This window comes from Undibacterium sp. Ji49W (assembly GCF_049340205.1).
Taxonomy (GTDB): Bacteria; Pseudomonadota; Gammaproteobacteria; order Burkholderiales; family Burkholderiaceae_D; genus Undibacterium.
The window spans coordinates 138,393-154,239 of the sequence record NZ_JBMPOW010000011.1; the positions used below are offsets into that span (position 1 = coordinate 138,393).

Below are 15,847 nucleotides of genomic sequence, written 5' to 3' on the forward strand. Positions count from 1 at the left end.
GCAATCAGTTACTCCCAAAAAAAAGCCCGCACGGGAGCATGCGGGCTGAAATCCTGATCTGATGAAGGTTTCAGGATAGGGGTAACACTAGAACTCAAAGCAGCTCCAGAACGAATCCACGAACAGAGCACAAAGCACCCTCTTATTCCACGCCTTGAAGCGCGGCTACATTTTGTAAACTGGTCTATATCCCTTTACAGAATGTCAGGTTTCAAGATGACTACTTCTTACCGCACACAAAGGACGCTGCCGCGTGAACCACAGTTCATGCATGGCACCCCTGGTACCATCTACATTTTGCAAAACGATGGCCTGCGCAAAGGCCTGTACAAAATTGGGGCAACCCGCCGTTCCGGTGTGTCCAAGGCCATGGAACTGAATCGCGACCTGCAACAACTGATTCCAGGTTCTTATGAATGCGTTTTTGAACTGCATACCAAAGACTGCGGCCAGGCACTTGATGAAATCCTGAAGCAATTCCAGCATCATCGCTGTGGCAAACGGGGCCAGGACTTCTATGACCTGGATCTGGATGCAGCAGCAGAAAAAATTGCCAACACCATTGCCCTGATCAATCGCCAGGGCTTGATCCGTCAACAGCAAACACTGAGCATGATGCGCCATCTGGAACCAGATGAACCCAGCAGCGTCAGCAATGCCGAGGCATTCAGCCCACCACCTGCCAGCCTGCTCAGGAAAGCGTTTGAATGGGTAGCCGGATAAGATAAAACCGGGATTGCTGATTTCCCGGTTTCATACACAATCAGACCACAGCTTTAGACCACAGCTTTCAACAGGCAAGGTTCGTGCTGCACTTGCACGGTCTTACGCAAGGCATCAAAGCCGTGGGCAAGATCCGCCAGCAAATCATCTACGTCTTCCAGACCCACATGCAGGCGCAGCATCGGTGCAGTCCATTTATCGGCATTCACCGTGCGGTAAGCCGCCGGGCTGGTAGGCAACATCAGACTCTCGAAACCACCCCAGCTAAAGCCTATGCCAAACAGGCGGGTTCTGTCGATCAGGGTAGCCACCTGCTGCTCACTGATATCGGCCTGAAACACCGCGCCCATCAGGCCGCATGCATAGTCAGGTTTGAAATCACGCTTCCATAAATCATGACCGGCACAGCCGGGTGACGGCGGGTACAGCACTTCAGCCACTTCTGGCTGTTGCTGCAACCATAGCGCGACCACTTTGGCACTTTCACGATGTACCGCCAGACGTGCTGCCATGGTGCGCAAACCGCGCAGGGCCAATGCCGCATCATCCGCCCCGATCGACATGCCAAGCTGGCGGTATGTGCTGCGTATGCGTTCATGCAGGGCTGCCGTGGTCAGAATGGCGCCCATCAGGGCATCCGAATGTCCGACTATGTATTTGGTGGCAGCATGGATAGAGACATCAATCCCCAGTTCAAAAGAATTCCAGCCTATCGGCGTTGCCCAGGTGCTGTCAGATACCACCACGGCACCTGATGCATGGGCCTGGGCGGCAATTGCCGGGATATCCTGGACTTCAAACGTCAGCGAGCCTGGCGATTCGACAAATACCACCCTGGTGTTCGGCTGTATCAGCGCGGCGATACCACGACCTATCAGCGGGTCGTAGTAGGTCGTACTGATATTCATGCGCTGTAACAGGCCGTTGCAAAAGTCACGGGTAGGGTCATATACGGTATCGACCATCAGCAGGTGATCACCGGGCTGCAACAGGGCCAGCAATGTGGTCGTGACTGCCGACAGACCAGAAGAGGTCAGCATGCAGGCAGCCGCGCCTTCGGCAGCACACAGTGCCTGCTCCAGCGCCTGCGTGGTTTCATTGCCGTGGCGGCCGTAGGCGCGCCGGGTGCCGCAGGCATTCTTTAAGGCGGCGACATCAGGAAACAGGATGGTTGATGCCCTGACCAAAGCCGGATTCACCGGACCATGGTGCGCCTTGCCTTTGCGCCCGGCATGGGTCAGACGGGTGGCGGTTTGCAATTCTGGCTCTACGATATTCATACCTGCTCCATTTCTTCATGTTTGATACTCATGCCCGCTTGCCTGCCAATACAACAACAAGACAAACCGGGATATTGCATGGCTACATCCTAGCAAGCGCAGGTAGAAATTTTTTACCAAATATCCGGACAATTCATGCTATTTTTAGGAATATTTTCTAATATTTACAAAATATGGATAAAATTGATCTAGAAATTTTAAATATCTTGCAAAAAGATGCATCAATTGCACTGGCAGATCTGGCCCAGGCAGTGCACCTGTCTGCCACCCCCTGCTGGCGACGCGTACAAAAATTGCAGGAAGATGGCGTCATACGGCAGCAGGTGACGCTGTGCGATCCGGTCAAGCTTAACCTGGGCCTGACGGTGATGGTGGCCTTAAAAGCTGCCCAGCATAATGAAAAGTGGATGCAGCGCTTTATCGCAGGGACCGGTGCCATTCCCGAGATAGTAGAAATCTTCCGCATGAGCGGTGAGATCGACTATTTACTGAAAGTGCACGTGCCTGACATGGCAGGCTTTGATCTGGTTTATAAAAAACTGGTGAAGGTAGCAGACTTGCAGGATGTCAGTTCCAGCTTCGTCATGGAAGTTATCAAGAACACGACAGCGCTACCGCTTAATTATGCCGTACTGAAAACTGCGCGATCGTGAAAGAACTTAGCCGCGGAAGCGGTAGTGTTCCTGTGTGAACAGATCTATTCCACATTGCAGGTTTTCTATCCAGTCAAGAAAAGCTGTGATTGCTTCCTTGCCTTTGAAATACCGCCCATGCTGGGGCACCAGCATGTCAACATCCATTTGCCTGACCATATTGGCCCACAGCCGGCACACCTTGTTGGACACCATATAGCGCTTGTGAAAACCTGCCATGGTATGCACGTGTTCTAAAAATTGTGCTTTGGTGGTGATCGGCGTTTCAATGTCGTGTGCATCCACCATGGAAGCACCAACGTCGCCAGAAAACAGGATTTTCGACTTGCTGTCGTAAAACTGGAAATTGCCTTCTGCATGCAAAAAATGGGCGGGCACGGCATAGATGGTGGCGTCGCGCAGACGAACCGGCATGCCTTCGTCAGGGATACCGACGATACGTCCTTCAGCCCGGTTCAGGTTGCAGAAATGCGGCACGAAGCGTGACCACAGTTTCGATACATACAGGTCGCATTCTGTCCCCATCAACCATTTGTCGAGCGCGCCGATGATGTCAGGATCCTGATGTGAAGCAAACAGGTATTTGAGATTTTTCTTTGGCACATACTTATGTATGGCCAGCAACAGGGCGTTATACGTCAGGTTGCCGGAAGGATCAATCAAGGCCCCTTCCCCTTCAGATACGACAAGGAATTGATTGGCCTGGACAGCATGATCAGCCGTGTCATCCAGCAGATCATTAAACATCACGCAGATGTGTTTGCCGTCATTAAATAGTTCTATCGCCAATTGATCCCCGCAAATACCAAAGTTTAAGGATCTATTTTAGTAAAGCTGGCAACGCGTATCTTGAGATGGATCAAGACAATGCAGGCCACCGGGAAAATTGTGTTGCAAGGTCTACCTCGTCAGATGAAATCTTGTCATGTGTCCTGCCAGCCACGGTGCAGGACTGGCAAAGCAATTACACTCTGTTCATCCGCATGCCATTTCAAGGCTTCAAATTTTTCGCTACTTCCGGCAACTACGCATGATAGAACGCATACTTTCCATCATCCTTCCAGTCTTCATTGTCATTGGCCTGGGTTATCTGTATGCGCGGCGCAAGGGTGCGGCAGCAGCGGCCGATATGGTGTCGGTCAACCGCATCAGTATGGATGTGTTGTGCCCTCTGTTGATTTTTACCGCACTGGCCGGCAAGGATTTTGAAGTAGGCCACAATCTTTGGCTGATCATTGCTGGCGTGCTGATTGCCCTCGGTTCAGGTCTGTTGGCATGGCCGGTAGCACGTCTGCTAGGGTATGACGTGCGCAGTTTCGTGCCGCCGATGATGTATAACAACTGCGGCAATATGGGCTTGCCGCTTGCCGCACTGGCCTTTGGCACCAGCGGCCTGTCTGCCGCCGTTGCCCTGTTCATGGCATGCAACCTGGTGTATTTCAGTATAGGCATACGCATCATCCAGCATGGCCACCCCGATCACGAGGACAAGCCCTGGCGTTTCCTGCTCAGCCCGATGATGCTGGCAATGGCGGCCGGTATGGTATTTGCGATTTTACATATTCCCATTCAGGCTACCCTGTTCCTGGCGCTGAAAATGACGGGCGATGCCTGCATCCCCATCATGCTGTTTGCATTGGGTGTACGCATGCTGGATATCAATTTTGCCAGCTGGCGTATCGGCATGGCCGGTGCGATTGTGTGTCCGCTGGCAGGCTTGCTGATAGCGGGATTACTGGAATTGATTTTACCGCTGACGGCAATCCAGCGTGGCCAGATGTATCTGTTTGCATCCTTGCCACCGGCCGTATTCTGCTTCATGGTGGCAGAACAATACCGGCAGGAACCGGACAAGGTTGCCTCTATTGTCCTGCTTGGCAACGCGGCGGCCTTGCTGTTTGTACCCCTGGGTTTATGGCTGGGCCTGCGTTAATTTTCTGTCCAAATAAAAATCCCCGCAAGATGATGTCTTCCGGGGATTTTTTATCAGCGATCATTTTTCGATCTCTTTTGCGCCAGCTCTACATCTGTCCTGAATCAATCCTGAATCAGACCTAAACCAGTCTTTGCCAGATCGCCGTGGTTGACGCCGCCTGATTCAAGGAATAAAAATGCAGACCTGGTGCACCACCTGCCAGCAGGCGTTCACACATGGCAGTCACCACATCCAGACCAAAGGCTTTGATGGAGGCAGTATCGTCACCATAGCTGGCCAGTTTCAGACGTATCCAGCGCGGGATTTCTGCGCCGCACATTTCAGAAAAACGCTGCAACTGTGTACTGTTGGTGATGGGCATGATACCAGCCACGATAGGCGCTGTAACACCGGCCTTGCGTGCTTCATCCACAAAACGGAAATAGGCATCGGCATTATAAAAATACTGGGTGATTGCGGCATTTGCACCAGCATTCATCTTGCGCACGAAGCTGTTCAGATCGTCTTGCGGTGAACGTGCTTGCGGATGCATTTCGGGATACGCGGCCACTTCGATATGGAACCAGTCGCCAGTCTCGGCGCGAATGAATTCGACCAGTTCATTAGCATAACGGAATTCACCACCCATGCCATAACCGCTAGGCAAATCACCGCGCAAGGCGACCAAACGGTGTATGTCATTGGCCTTGAATTCATCAAGGATGGCACGTATCGATTCGCGGGTGCCGCCTACGCAAGACAGATGCGGTGCTGCATCATGGCCTTCACGACGGATTTCGGTCACGGTATCAAGCGTGCCCTGTTGCGTGGTACCACCGGCACCAAACGTGACGGAAAAATATTTGGGTTTAAGCTCGGCCAGTTTGGCCCGTGTTGCACGCAGCTTTTCCGTGCCTTCCGCTGTCTTGGGCGGAAAAAATTCTATGCTGAAATTAGGCGTCTTCATTTTTTTGTTGCAACAATAAGGTCGAGAGTGTCCAGGAAATCACGCTGTACAACAGGGCACCACCCACTGCAGCCCAAAAGCCGGTGACGTGGAAACCGTCTATCACATTTGCCACACCCCAGAACATCAGGCCGTTGATGACAAAGATAAACAGACCCAGGCTCAATACCGTTGCTGGCAGGGTGAGTATCAATACCACCGGACGGATGATGGTATTCACCAGACCAAGTACCACGGCCACTACCAACGCAGTTACAAAGTTGTCGATCTGCACCGACGACATCAGATAAGGGATCGCCAGCAAAGCCAGCGCATTGACCAACCAGGTTGCCAGTAAACGCATACATGCTCCTGTCTGTAGATGGATGAAGCTGTAACCACAAAATACAGCTTCATTGCACCTATCCGGACTTGCCTTTGGCAAACCCGGATAGATTTTTCAAGATGATTAATAACGGTAGTGATCTGGCTTGTAAGGGCCGTTTTGATTCACGCCGATATAGGCTGCCTGTTCTTCTGTCAGCACGCTCAGTTGTGCATTGAGTTTTTTCAATTGCAGACGGGCGACTTTTTCATCCAGATGCTTAGGCAAGGTGTAGACGCCTACTGGATATTTCGCTGTATTGGCAAACAATTCGATTTGCGCAATGGTCTGGTTGGCGAAAGAAGAACTCATGACATAGGATGGGTGACCTGTACCACAACCCAAGTTAACCAGACGGCCTTCTGCCAGCAGGATGATGCGCTTGCCGTCAGGGAAAATCACGTGGTCAACTTGTGGTTTGATGTTTTCCCAGGTGTATTGCTTCAATGCGGCAACGTCGATTTCATTATCGAAGTGACCGATGTTGCAAACGATGGCCTGGTCTTTCATCTTCAGCATATGTGCATGGCTGATGACGTGGTAGTTACCTGTGGTCGTCACGAAAATGTCGCCATGTTCAGCAGCATATTCCATGGTCACGACGCGGTAGCCTTCCATCGCTGCCTGCAATGCGCAGATAGGATCAATTTCAGTTACCCATACCTGTGCAGACAAAGCACGCATGGCCTGGGCAGAGCCCTTGCCTACATCACCGTAACCGGCGATAACGGCGACCTTGCCAGCGATCATGACGTCGGTTGCACGCTTGATACCATCCACCAGCGATTCGCGGCAGCCATACAGGTTGTCGAACTTGGATTTGGTGACGGAATCATTGACGTTGATAGCCGGGAAAGCCAGTTTGCCGTCTTTGTGCATCTGGTACAGGCGATGTACGCCTGTCGTGGTTTCTTCTGTCACGCCTTTGATGGCAGCCAGGCGTTTGGAGTACCAGGTAGCATCGATAGCCAGGTGTTTCTTGATGGCATTGAACAGGCAGATTTCTTCTTCTGAACCCGGGTTAGCCAATACAGAAATATCTGTTTCTGCACGTGTACCCAGATGCAGCAACAAGGTGGCATCGCCGCCATCGTCGAGAATCATGTTGGAATAGCCGCCGTCTTTCCATTCGAAAATACGGTGGGTGAAATCCCAGTATTCATCCAGGTTTTCGCCTTTGAAAGCGAACACTGGTGTGCCGCCAGCAGCGATGGCTGCGGCTGCGTGATCCTGTGTCGAGTAGATATTGCAAGATGCCCAGCGCACTTCTGCGCCCAATGCCAGCAGTGTTTCGATCAGCACGGCTGTCTGGATAGTCATGTGCAGGGAGCCGGTGATACGTGCGCCCTTCAGTGGCTGGGTAGCCGCGAATTCTTCACGGATCGCCATCAGGCCAGGCATTTCTGTTTCAGCAATGCGGATTTCCTTGCGGCCCCAGTCAGCCAGACTGAGATCAGCAACGAAAAAATCTTGGGAAACGGTATTGGATGTGTTTGCTACGACGGCGTTCATCACGCCCTCCTTTCTGATGAAAAAAGTAACGTGAGCGCGGTTATGGATATCCCAAGCCTGGCAAAAACTTGTAGTTTTCGTCGCAACGCTCCTTGGAAGATTTCAAGTATAGCGCAGCTCCGGTGTTTGTGCTGATTTCTTGCTATTTGTAACGAATTGGAAAAGTCCCTGCCATTTGTTTTTTATGTATTTCTACCAGTTCAATGTTTTTTCAAAACACACCGCCTCTGGCTTACCAACATATTTGCCAAAATTGGGAATACGGCAATAGCCGTGTTTTTCGTAAAAGGCAACGGCCCGCTGGTTGACGAGGCGTGTTTCCAGACGTAAATGACGATAGCCATATTGCCTGGCAGCAGTTTCCAGATGGGCGAGTACCGCAGAACCCAGACCCAGCGTGTTTGTCCGCGCGTACATGCGCTTGACTTCGGCCACGCCGTCTTCCATAGGACGAATAGCACCGCAAGCCTGCGCCACGCCACTGGCATCGCGTGCCATTACAAACAGGGCACCTGGCACGCGCACATCCTGTACATCAAAGGAAGCGCGGCCACTGCTACCAGTGATCACAGCCAGGCTGGCAGATAATTCTTCCAGCAAGGCCTCGGCCTCGGGCAAGGCCGGGTCAACGGCTTCTATATGCAAAAGACTCATGCTGACAAACGCCCGTCACGGATTTTGAATAGGTATGGCCTAATGACCATCAAAATTACAAACCGTGTACAAAGGCAAACCACTGTCACGGATAATTTTTGAGCCCCCCAGTTCGGGCAGATCAACGATGACTGCGCCCTCGACCACGGTCGCGCCCAGGCGCTCCAGCAATTTCTTGCCGGCCATCATGGTGCCACCCGTGGCGATCAGGTCATCAATCAGGACTACGCGGTCGCCTTTTTTGCAGGCGTCGGCATGCAATTCTACCGTTGCGCTGCCGTATTCCAGCTCATATTGCTCAGAAACAGTGTGAAAAGGCAGCTTGCCCTTCTTGCGGATAGGTACAAAACCCAGGTTCAGTTCATAGGCCAGCACAGAACCGATGATGAAACCGCGCGCATCCAGGCCAGCCACGACGTCAAGTTTTTCATCCATGTAGCGATGCACAAACATATCTATCAGTACACGGAATACCTTAGGATTCTGCAACAGGGGGGTAATGTCGCGGAACATCACGCCTTCCTGTGGCCAGTTTTCCACCGTGCGGATATGTTCTTTAATGTACTCTGATGGATTAAACATCAAGCATGTCCTTCAAATTGAAAAATAACCCGCTATTTTAACAGCCGCTGCTCTGCTCTAGCGACTGCTTCGGAAGTTCCTCTGACCACTACCACGTCGCCATTCTGCAAAACAATGTCATTTTGTTGATCCAGCCTGGCTTTACCTCGCCGTATGGCATGGATATCCACCTCCAGCTCACCCAGCTTCAAGTCTGCCAGATTCTGCCCCAGCGCCTTGGCACGTTCGGTCAACAATACCGTATGCAGACGTATCTGCATGTTTTCCGGGCTGTCAGCTGCATCGCTGGCACCGTGGAAGAAGCCACGCAGGGATTCATAACGCGCCTCGCGCGCTGCCTGCACCCTGTGCACCACGCGGCGCAAGGGTACGCCCAGCATGACCAGCGCATGAGAAGCCAGCATCAGGCTGCCTTCCATCAATTCCGGCACGACTTCGGTGGCACCGGCAGACCTGAGTTTTTCCAGATCGACATCATCGTGACTACGCACAATGACGGGCAGGCTGGGATTCATTTCATTCACAAAATGCAAGATCTTCAGCGCTGATGCCGTACTGGTATACGTCACCACCAATGCCGCAGCCCGGTTGATACCGGCGGCCAGCAGGCTCTCGCGTCTGGCTGCGTCACCGTAGGACACATTGACACCGGCAGCCTGCGCTTCGCGCACGCGGTCCGGATCAAGATCAAGTGCATGATAATCAATATTTTCTTCTGCCAGAATACGCGCCAGGCTCTGGCCACTACGACCAAAACCGGCAATGATCACATGCTTCTTGGTGGTCATGGTGCGGGCAGCAATCTGGGTCAGGGCCAGGGATTGCATCATCCATTCATTGGCCGAGAATTTCATGACGATGACATCCGACTTGGCCAGGATGAATGGGGATATCAGCATGGAAATCACCATCGACGCCAGTATCAATTGCACCAGCAAGGGGTCCACCAGTTGCAAGCCCCCGGCCTGATTCAGCAAGACAAAGCCGAATTCACCGGCCTGCGCCAGACCCAGGCCCGTGCGCAGGGCCACGCTGGTTGAATTGCCAAATACCCTGGCCAATGCAGCGATGAGTATCAGCTTTAACAATACCGGGCCAGACAATAACAACATGACCAGCCAGAAATGTTCAATCACCAGGCGCACATTCAACAGCATGCCGACGGTGATGAAAAACAGCCCCAGCAAGACATCGCGGAAGGGCTTGATATCTTCTTCCACCTGATGCCGGTATTCGGTCTCGGAAATCAGCATACCCGCCACGAACGCACCCAGCGCCATGGAGAGGCCAGCCTTTTCGGTCAGCCAGGCAGCACCCAGGGTGATCAGCAAAAGATTCAGCATGAACAACTCTTGCGAGCGCCGCTTTACCACGATGCTGAACCAGGTACGCATGATTTTTTGCCCGACCACCAGCAGCAACACCAGTACCACAACAGCTTTGCCGCTGGCCAGCGCCAGCGTTTTCACCAGGTCAGGTGATTTGGATGCCAGCGCCGGTACCAGGATCAACAAGGGCACCACGGCCAGATCCTGAAATAACAGCACGCTGATAATTTGCCGCCCGTGCAGGCTTTCCAGCTCCAGCCGTTCTGTGAGCATTTTGGACACAATCGCGGTAGATGACATGGCTAGCGCACCACCCAGCGCAAATGAGGCTTCCCAGCTAATCCTGAACATGGGCGGCAGCCAGCGACTGGCCAGCCAGCCAAACAGCATGCTGGTCAATATGGTCACCAGCACCTGGGCCATGCCCAGGCCAAATACGGCCTTGCGCATGGCCATGAGTTTGGACAGCGAAAATTCCAGCCCTATCGAAAACATCAGGAACACCACGCCGAATTCGGCCAGTTCGTGGGTGACCGCACTTTCTTCCGCCACACCCAGACCATATGGGCCAATTAAAATACCAACTACCAGATAACCCAGCATGGGCGGCAGTTGCAACATGCGGAAGCCGACCACGCCCATCACAGAGGCTGCCAGCAATAATAATGTAGTGTCTAGACCTGTCATGTCTCCTATTATTGCCGATTTATCGCGTCTGAAACCTGCCTTAAGGCAAACAATATTCACTACGTTACAACTGGCAGAGTTCTTGCTTTGCGGATTTCGTTTATACTTCGGGCATGAACGAATTCAATGCCCTATCTTCTCGCGACCATGTTGCACCTGTGCGCACGGCTGAAGCCGCACAGCGCGCCCTGAAACTGGCCTGCGAAACCCTGCAAATCGAAGCCGATGCCCTGCTTGCATTGCAAAAGCGTCTGGGTAACGGCGACGCAGCCGGCTTCACCGAAGCCGTGTATATGTTGTTAGCCTGCCACGGTCGCGTGGTCGTCTCGGGCATAGGCAAGTCTGGTCATATCGCCCGCAAGATCGCTGCGACTTTCGCTTCTACCGGCACGCCGTCCTTTTTCGTCCATCCGGCAGAAGCCGCGCATGGTGATCTTGGCATGGTGACACCACAAGATGTATTTATTGCCATTTCTTATTCTGGTGAAGCATCTGAACTGATGTCCATCCTGCCCATCATCAAGCGCCTGGGTGTCAAACTGATCGCCATGACCGGCAACCCGGAATCCAGTCTGGGCAAGCTGGCCGATGTACACCTGAACCTGCATGTGGCGAAAGAAGCCTGCCCGCTAAACCTGGCACCAACAGCCAGCACCACCGTCACACTGGCGCTGGGTGATGCGCTGGCAGTCGCCGTACTGGATGCACGCGGTTTTCGCGAAGAAGACTTTGCCCGCTCCCACCCTGGTGGTTCACTGGGCCGCCGCCTGCTGACCCACGTCCGCGATGTCATGCGCACCGGCGATGATATCCCGCAGGTGACACCAGATACCGGCCTGAAAACCGCGCTGCTGGAAATTACCAAAAAAGGCATGGCGATGACCGCCGTGGTGGATAAAGACCAGCATATCGTCGGCATCTTCACCGACGGTGACTTGCGCCGCCTGATGGATGGCACACGCGACTTTACCCAGTTACAGATTGCCGAAGTCATGCATGACAAGCCGCGCCGCATACGGCCAGAACAACTGGCGGTAGAAGCGGTAGAAATTATGGAAACCTATCGCATCAACCAGTTGCTGGTGGCCGATGACCAGGGAAAACTGGTCGGTGCCCTGCATATTCATGACCTGACACGGGCCAAGGTAATCTGATGGAAAAAGCAAGACAAGTTGCAGCCGATAATGCCGCCACGATCAAGCTCATGATATTTGACGTGGATGGCATACTCACCGACGGCAGCCTGCATTTCGGCCCGGAAGGTGAAATGATGAAAACCTTCAATGTGCTTGACGGCCAGGGCATCAAGCTGTTGCAGCAGGCCGGCATTGCCACAGCCATCATCAGCGCCAGGCAATCAGCGATTGTCAGCAAGCGTGCCAGCGACCTTGGCATCACCCATGTACGCCAGGGCATACACGACAAGAAATCGGCCTTCCTGCAATTGCTTGCTGAATTGAATCTGCCTGCCGATGTCTGTGGCTTTATCGGCGATGACATCATCGACTTGCCGATACTGACACGTTGCGGTTTTTCTGCCAGCGTACCGAATGCCCATGCAGAAGTCAGGCAAAGAGTGCATTACGTCACCACGGCCAGTGGCGGCAAAGGTGCGGCACGGGAAGTTTGCGACTTCATCCTGCGCGCCCAGGGTAAATATGAAGAGGCTATCGGGGCTTACCTGTCATGAAACAACATATGACCATAGACCGTTTCCGCATCTGGCTGGCAGTCATACTGCTGGGCATGATGACCCTGGGTACCATCTGGGTGATGGAAGTCATACGGCGGAATGCGAATGATGAACAGAACCGTTCATCTGCCCGTTCGGCACCGGATTACTATGTAGAAAAATTCAATTTTATCCGGCTGTCAAATAATGGCAAGGCAAATTACCACATCACTGGTGAACGCCTGATTCATCTGCCGCGCAATGACAATATAGAAATTCAGCGCCCGCAAATCAACAGCTTTGATGTTGATCGCCCGCCTTTGCATCTGCTGGCTGACCTGGCCGTGGTGTCGCAAAAATCCACGGTCACCACGCCCAAGCGTGAACATGATGAAGTACGTCTGTATGACAACGTCAGCATGGAAAGACCCGAAGGCCTGAGCTCACAATTCATGCGCCTGGAAACCAGTTATTTGTTGCTGTTACCCGACGATGATATTGTCAAAACTGACAAGCCTATCACCGTCAAAACAGGAAAAGTGGACACCACCGCCGTAGGTATGGTGGCCAACAACTCCACCCAACATCTGGCGCTGCTAAGTAAGGTACGTATTCACTTGAAAAAACGTGAACGCGAACCAGTTGCCCCTACACCATCCAAATAGAGAAAGCGATATTTGCCAATGAAAAATATGAAATTGATACGCTCCCTTAGCCAATGCCTGGGACTGGCTTGTTTAGCTTTAATCTATACGCCAGCAGGTGCAGAAAAAGCCGACAGTTTCAAGGAGACAACCATCGAGGCCGGTTACTCTGAAAGCGATGGAAAAACCAGCGTGCGCGTCTTGTCCAAAGGCGTACAACTGGTGCGCGGCACCCTGGTCGTCAATTCGGAAAAAGCCGTCGTTACCGAAGCCCCGAACGGTGACCAGTTTGTCGTACTGACTGGTGGCGTCAGCAAAAAAGTCAGCTTCCGGCAAAAACGCGATGGCGGCCCGGACCTGTGGGTAGAAGGTGAAGCGGACCGTGCGGAATACAATCAGACGACAGAAATCGTCAAGTTCATTTCCAAAGCCAAAGTGCGCTACCTGGAAGGCAAGAAGGTCACCCAGGAACAAGAGGGCGAATACCTGTCCTATGACAGTAAAAATGATATCGCCATCGGTACCAATTCAACCACGGGCCAGCATGTAGACGGTGCCGGCCGCGTCAAAATCACCCTGCAACCCAAACAGACCAATTAAATGACTGCCACGCCTAGTACCTTGCTCGTCAAGGGATTGCAAAAACGTTATGGCGCGCGCCAGGTGGTGCGTGACGTATCGCTGGAAGTGAAAAGCGGTGAAGTGGTTGGTTTGCTGGGCCCGAATGGTGCCGGCAAAACCACCTCCTTCTACATGATCGTTGGCCTGGTGCCGTCCGACGCTGGCGATATCACGATTGATGCTGTCAATATCTCACAATTGCCAATACACCAGCGGGCCGTGCTGGGGTTGTCTTACCTGCCACAGGAAGCTTCGGTATTTCGCAAGCTGACGGTAGAAGAAAATATCCGTGCCGTGCTGGAATTGCAAAAAGATGCCAATGGAAAATTTCTTTCCGAGAAATCCATCGTCAAAAGGCTCAATGCCCTGCTGGCCGATTTGCAGATTGAAAAAATCCGGGAAAGTCAGGCACTGTCACTATCAGGCGGCGAACGCCGGCGTGTAGAGATTGCCCGCGCACTGGCCACCAACCCGCGCTTCGTTTTGCTGGATGAACCCTTTGCCGGTGTTGATCCGATCGCCGTGATTGAAATCCAGCGCATTGTGCGTTTCCTCAAGGAACGTGGCATCGGCGTATTGATTACCGATCATAACGTGCGTGAAACTCTGGGCATCTGTGATCATGCCTACATCATCAATCAGGGGGCCGTACTGGCCAGCGGCAAGCCGGATGACATCATACAAAATGAATCCGTGCGGCGCGTCTATCTGGGAGAACATTTCCGGATGTGACGGGAATCATCATGAAACAAAGCCTGCAACTACGCACGTCCCAGCATCTGGCATTAACGCCTCAATTGCAGCAATCCATACGGTTGCTGCAATTGTCCACATTGGAATTGCACCAGGAGCTGGAAACCCTGCTCATAGAAAATCCCATGCTGGAGCGTGTGGATGACCCGCTGGACCACGCAGTACGCCTGCTGGCAGACGGTGCCATCAATACCAGCAGCACAGCAGCAGACGCCGGCATGGAAGCGCCAGCATCCCGCGAAGAAAGCAGCACAGCTACAGAACCTCAGGCTGACGCTGATATCGCCGTCAGCAATGACACAAGCAGCTCCAGCGAAGAAGACTGGGGTTTTGACGACGTGCATCATGGCAGCAAAAGCAGTGACGATGAAGATGGCAGGCCACAACTGGGTGCCGCCCACATTACACTGCGAGAACATTTACAAGAACAAATGCGTCTGAACCTGCGCGAGCCACGTGACCGCGCCCTGGTCGAATTGATGATTGATGCCATCGACAACAATGGCTACCTGACAGAAACCCTGGATGAAATCCATGCCAGCCTGCCACTGGAATTGTGCGTCGAGCCAGAAGAACTGGCATTTGCCCTGAACATGCTGCAAAGCTTTGATCCGGCAGGTGTGGGCGCTCGCACACCATCTGAATGCCTTGCCCTGCAAATCAAGCGCTTGCCTAAAATTGCTTTCGTGACACGCAGACTGGCTTTGCAAATTGTTGAAACGCAACTGACTTTATTTGCACAAAGAGATTTCACCAAACTCAAGAAAATCCTCGACTGCGATGATGAAGATTTGCGCGACGCACAAACCGTCATCCGCCTATGCAAGCCCCGCCCAGGTATCGATTTTGCAGTCGATGAATCGGATTATGTCGTGCCAGATGTCATTGTCAAAAAATCAGCCAATGGCTGGCAAGTCTCGCTGAATCAGGATGTCATGCCCAAATTGCGTGTCAGCAGCATGTATGCCAACATCATGAAACAAAATCGTGGGGAAGGCGGGCTCGGCTCACAGTTGCAAGAGGCACGCTGGCTGATCAAGAATATGCGGCAGCGTTTCGATACCATTTTGCGCGTTGCACAAGCCATAGTTGAAAGACAACGCAATTTTTTCACGCATGGTGCTGTTGCCATGCGCCCCCTTGTTTTGCGCGAAATTGCTGATACACTAGGATTACACGAGAGCACTATCTCGCGTGTAACAACCCAAAAATACATGCTGACCCCCCACGGCATGTTTGAGTTGAAATACTTTTTCGGCAGCCATGTCGCGACGGAAACAGGGGGGGAAGCATCTTCCACCGCGATACGCGCACTCATCAAGCAGTTGATAGGAGCAGAAGACCAGAAAAGCCCACTCTCTGATAGCAAAATTGCAGACATGCTGGGTGAACAGGGCATGGTAATTGCCCGACGGACAGTTGCCAAATACCGTGAAGCCCTCAAAATCCCCCCAGTGAGTTTGCGTAAATCTTTGTAAGCAAGTCCTTGTAA

General features: G+C 52.6%; 17 protein-coding genes and 1 riboswitch. Of the genes, 9 read left to right on the plus strand and 8 right to left on the minus strand.

The genetic code is table 11. The features are described 5' to 3' along the window. Window positions 1-216: 216 nt before the first annotated feature. Window positions 217-723, plus strand: a complete 507-nt coding sequence (locus ACO0LK_RS15365; RefSeq protein ID WP_422976477.1) for a hypothetical protein — start codon at window positions 217-219, stop codon at window positions 721-723. Between the two features lie 53 nt (window positions 724-776). Here the strand turns inward: ACO0LK_RS15365 and metC are convergent, their stop codons facing one another. Then, the gene (gene metC / locus ACO0LK_RS15370) at window positions 777-2,003 is read right to left on the minus strand and encodes a cystathionine beta-lyase (protein ID WP_422976479.1); all 1,227 of its coding nucleotides are present in this window, start codon (window positions 2,001-2,003) and stop codon (window positions 777-779) included. Between the two features lie 173 nt (window positions 2,004-2,176). Between metC and ACO0LK_RS15375 the strand changes: the two genes are divergently transcribed. Further along, window positions 2,177-2,656 carry an Lrp/AsnC family transcriptional regulator gene (locus ACO0LK_RS15375; RefSeq protein ID WP_422976481.1) on the plus strand — a complete coding sequence of 160 codons (480 nt, stop codon included), beginning with the start codon at window positions 2,177-2,179 and terminating at the stop codon, window positions 2,654-2,656. A gap of 6 nt (window positions 2,657-2,662) precedes the next feature. Here ACO0LK_RS15375 and ACO0LK_RS15380 read toward each other — a convergent pair whose 3' ends face one another. Further along, a complete protein-coding gene (locus tag ACO0LK_RS15380) occupies window positions 2,663-3,445 on the minus strand; it encodes an MBL fold metallo-hydrolase (protein WP_422976483.1) in 783 nt (260 codons plus the stop codon). Window positions 3,446-3,686: 241 nt separating this feature from the next. On the opposite strand from ACO0LK_RS15380, the gene ACO0LK_RS15385 reads away from it, so the two are divergent. Continuing rightward, complete coding sequence (locus ACO0LK_RS15385; RefSeq protein ID WP_422976485.1) at window positions 3,687-4,589, plus strand: AEC family transporter; 903 nt, start codon at window positions 3,687-3,689, stop codon at window positions 4,587-4,589. Window positions 4,590-4,710: 121 nt separating this feature from the next. Here the strand turns inward: ACO0LK_RS15385 and metF are convergent, their stop codons facing one another. The 6 genes from metF to ACO0LK_RS15415 form a co-directional block, all read right to left on the minus strand. Then, the gene (gene metF, locus ACO0LK_RS15390) at window positions 4,711-5,538 is read right to left on the minus strand and encodes a methylenetetrahydrofolate reductase [NAD(P)H] (protein ID WP_422976487.1); all 828 of its coding nucleotides are present in this window, start codon (window positions 5,536-5,538) and stop codon (window positions 4,711-4,713) included. Further along, complete coding sequence (locus ACO0LK_RS15395; RefSeq protein WP_186950410.1) at window positions 5,525-5,881, minus strand: phage holin family protein; 357 nt, start codon at window positions 5,879-5,881, stop codon at window positions 5,525-5,527. The genes metF and ACO0LK_RS15395 overlap by 14 nt, the downstream gene beginning before the upstream one ends. A 105-nt stretch (window positions 5,882-5,986) precedes the next feature. Continuing rightward, the gene (ahcY, locus tag ACO0LK_RS15400) at window positions 5,987-7,414 is read right to left on the minus strand and encodes an adenosylhomocysteinase (protein WP_422976489.1); all 1,428 of its coding nucleotides are present in this window, start codon (window positions 7,412-7,414) and stop codon (window positions 5,987-5,989) included. 25 nt (window positions 7,415-7,439) lie between these two features. After that, window positions 7,440-7,514, minus strand: a riboswitch (S-adenosyl-L-homocysteine riboswitch). Between the two features lie 92 nt (window positions 7,515-7,606). Beyond that, window positions 7,607-8,068 carry a GNAT family N-acetyltransferase gene (locus ACO0LK_RS15405; RefSeq protein WP_422976491.1) on the minus strand — a complete coding sequence of 154 codons (462 nt, stop codon included), beginning with the start codon at window positions 8,066-8,068 and terminating at the stop codon, window positions 7,607-7,609. 39 nt (window positions 8,069-8,107) lie between these two features. Continuing rightward, window positions 8,108-8,650, minus strand: a complete 543-nt coding sequence (locus ACO0LK_RS15410) for an adenine phosphoribosyltransferase (RefSeq protein WP_186950417.1) — start codon at window positions 8,648-8,650, stop codon at window positions 8,108-8,110. A gap of 32 nt (window positions 8,651-8,682) precedes the next feature. After that, window positions 8,683-10,665 carry a monovalent cation:proton antiporter-2 (CPA2) family protein gene (locus ACO0LK_RS15415; protein WP_422976494.1) on the minus strand — a complete coding sequence of 661 codons (1,983 nt, stop codon included), beginning with the start codon at window positions 10,663-10,665 and terminating at the stop codon, window positions 8,683-8,685. Window positions 10,666-10,778: 113 nt separating this feature from the next. On the opposite strand from ACO0LK_RS15415, the gene ACO0LK_RS15420 reads away from it, so the two are divergent. The 6 genes from ACO0LK_RS15420 to ACO0LK_RS15445 are packed head-to-tail and all read left to right on the plus strand — an operon-like array spanning window position 10,779 to window position 15,833. Next, a complete protein-coding gene (locus tag ACO0LK_RS15420) occupies window positions 10,779-11,819 on the plus strand; it encodes a KpsF/GutQ family sugar-phosphate isomerase (protein ID WP_186950422.1) in 1,041 nt (346 codons plus the stop codon). Next, window positions 11,819-12,355 (plus strand): KdsC family phosphatase, encoded by a 537-nt coding sequence (locus ACO0LK_RS15425; RefSeq protein WP_422976496.1) that lies wholly within the window; start codon window positions 11,819-11,821, stop codon window positions 12,353-12,355. Before ACO0LK_RS15420 ends, ACO0LK_RS15425 begins: the two co-directional genes overlap by 1 nt. After that, window positions 12,352-13,002 (plus strand): LPS export ABC transporter periplasmic protein LptC, encoded by a 651-nt coding sequence (lptC, locus tag ACO0LK_RS15430; RefSeq protein WP_422976498.1) that lies wholly within the window; start codon window positions 12,352-12,354, stop codon window positions 13,000-13,002. Before ACO0LK_RS15425 ends, lptC begins: the two co-directional genes overlap by 4 nt. Before the next feature lie 27 nt (window positions 13,003-13,029). Next, complete coding sequence (lptA, locus tag ACO0LK_RS15435; RefSeq protein ID WP_422976500.1) at window positions 13,030-13,581, plus strand: lipopolysaccharide transport periplasmic protein LptA; 552 nt, start codon at window positions 13,030-13,032, stop codon at window positions 13,579-13,581. Then, a complete protein-coding gene (lptB, locus tag ACO0LK_RS15440; RefSeq protein ID WP_186950430.1) occupies window positions 13,582-14,334 on the plus strand; it encodes an LPS export ABC transporter ATP-binding protein in 753 nt (250 codons plus the stop codon). It begins immediately after the preceding gene. Between the two features lie 11 nt (window positions 14,335-14,345). Further along, window positions 14,346-15,833 (plus strand): RNA polymerase factor sigma-54, encoded by a 1,488-nt coding sequence (locus tag ACO0LK_RS15445; protein WP_422976502.1) that lies wholly within the window; start codon window positions 14,346-14,348, stop codon window positions 15,831-15,833. Window positions 15,834-15,847: the final 14 nt, after the last annotated feature.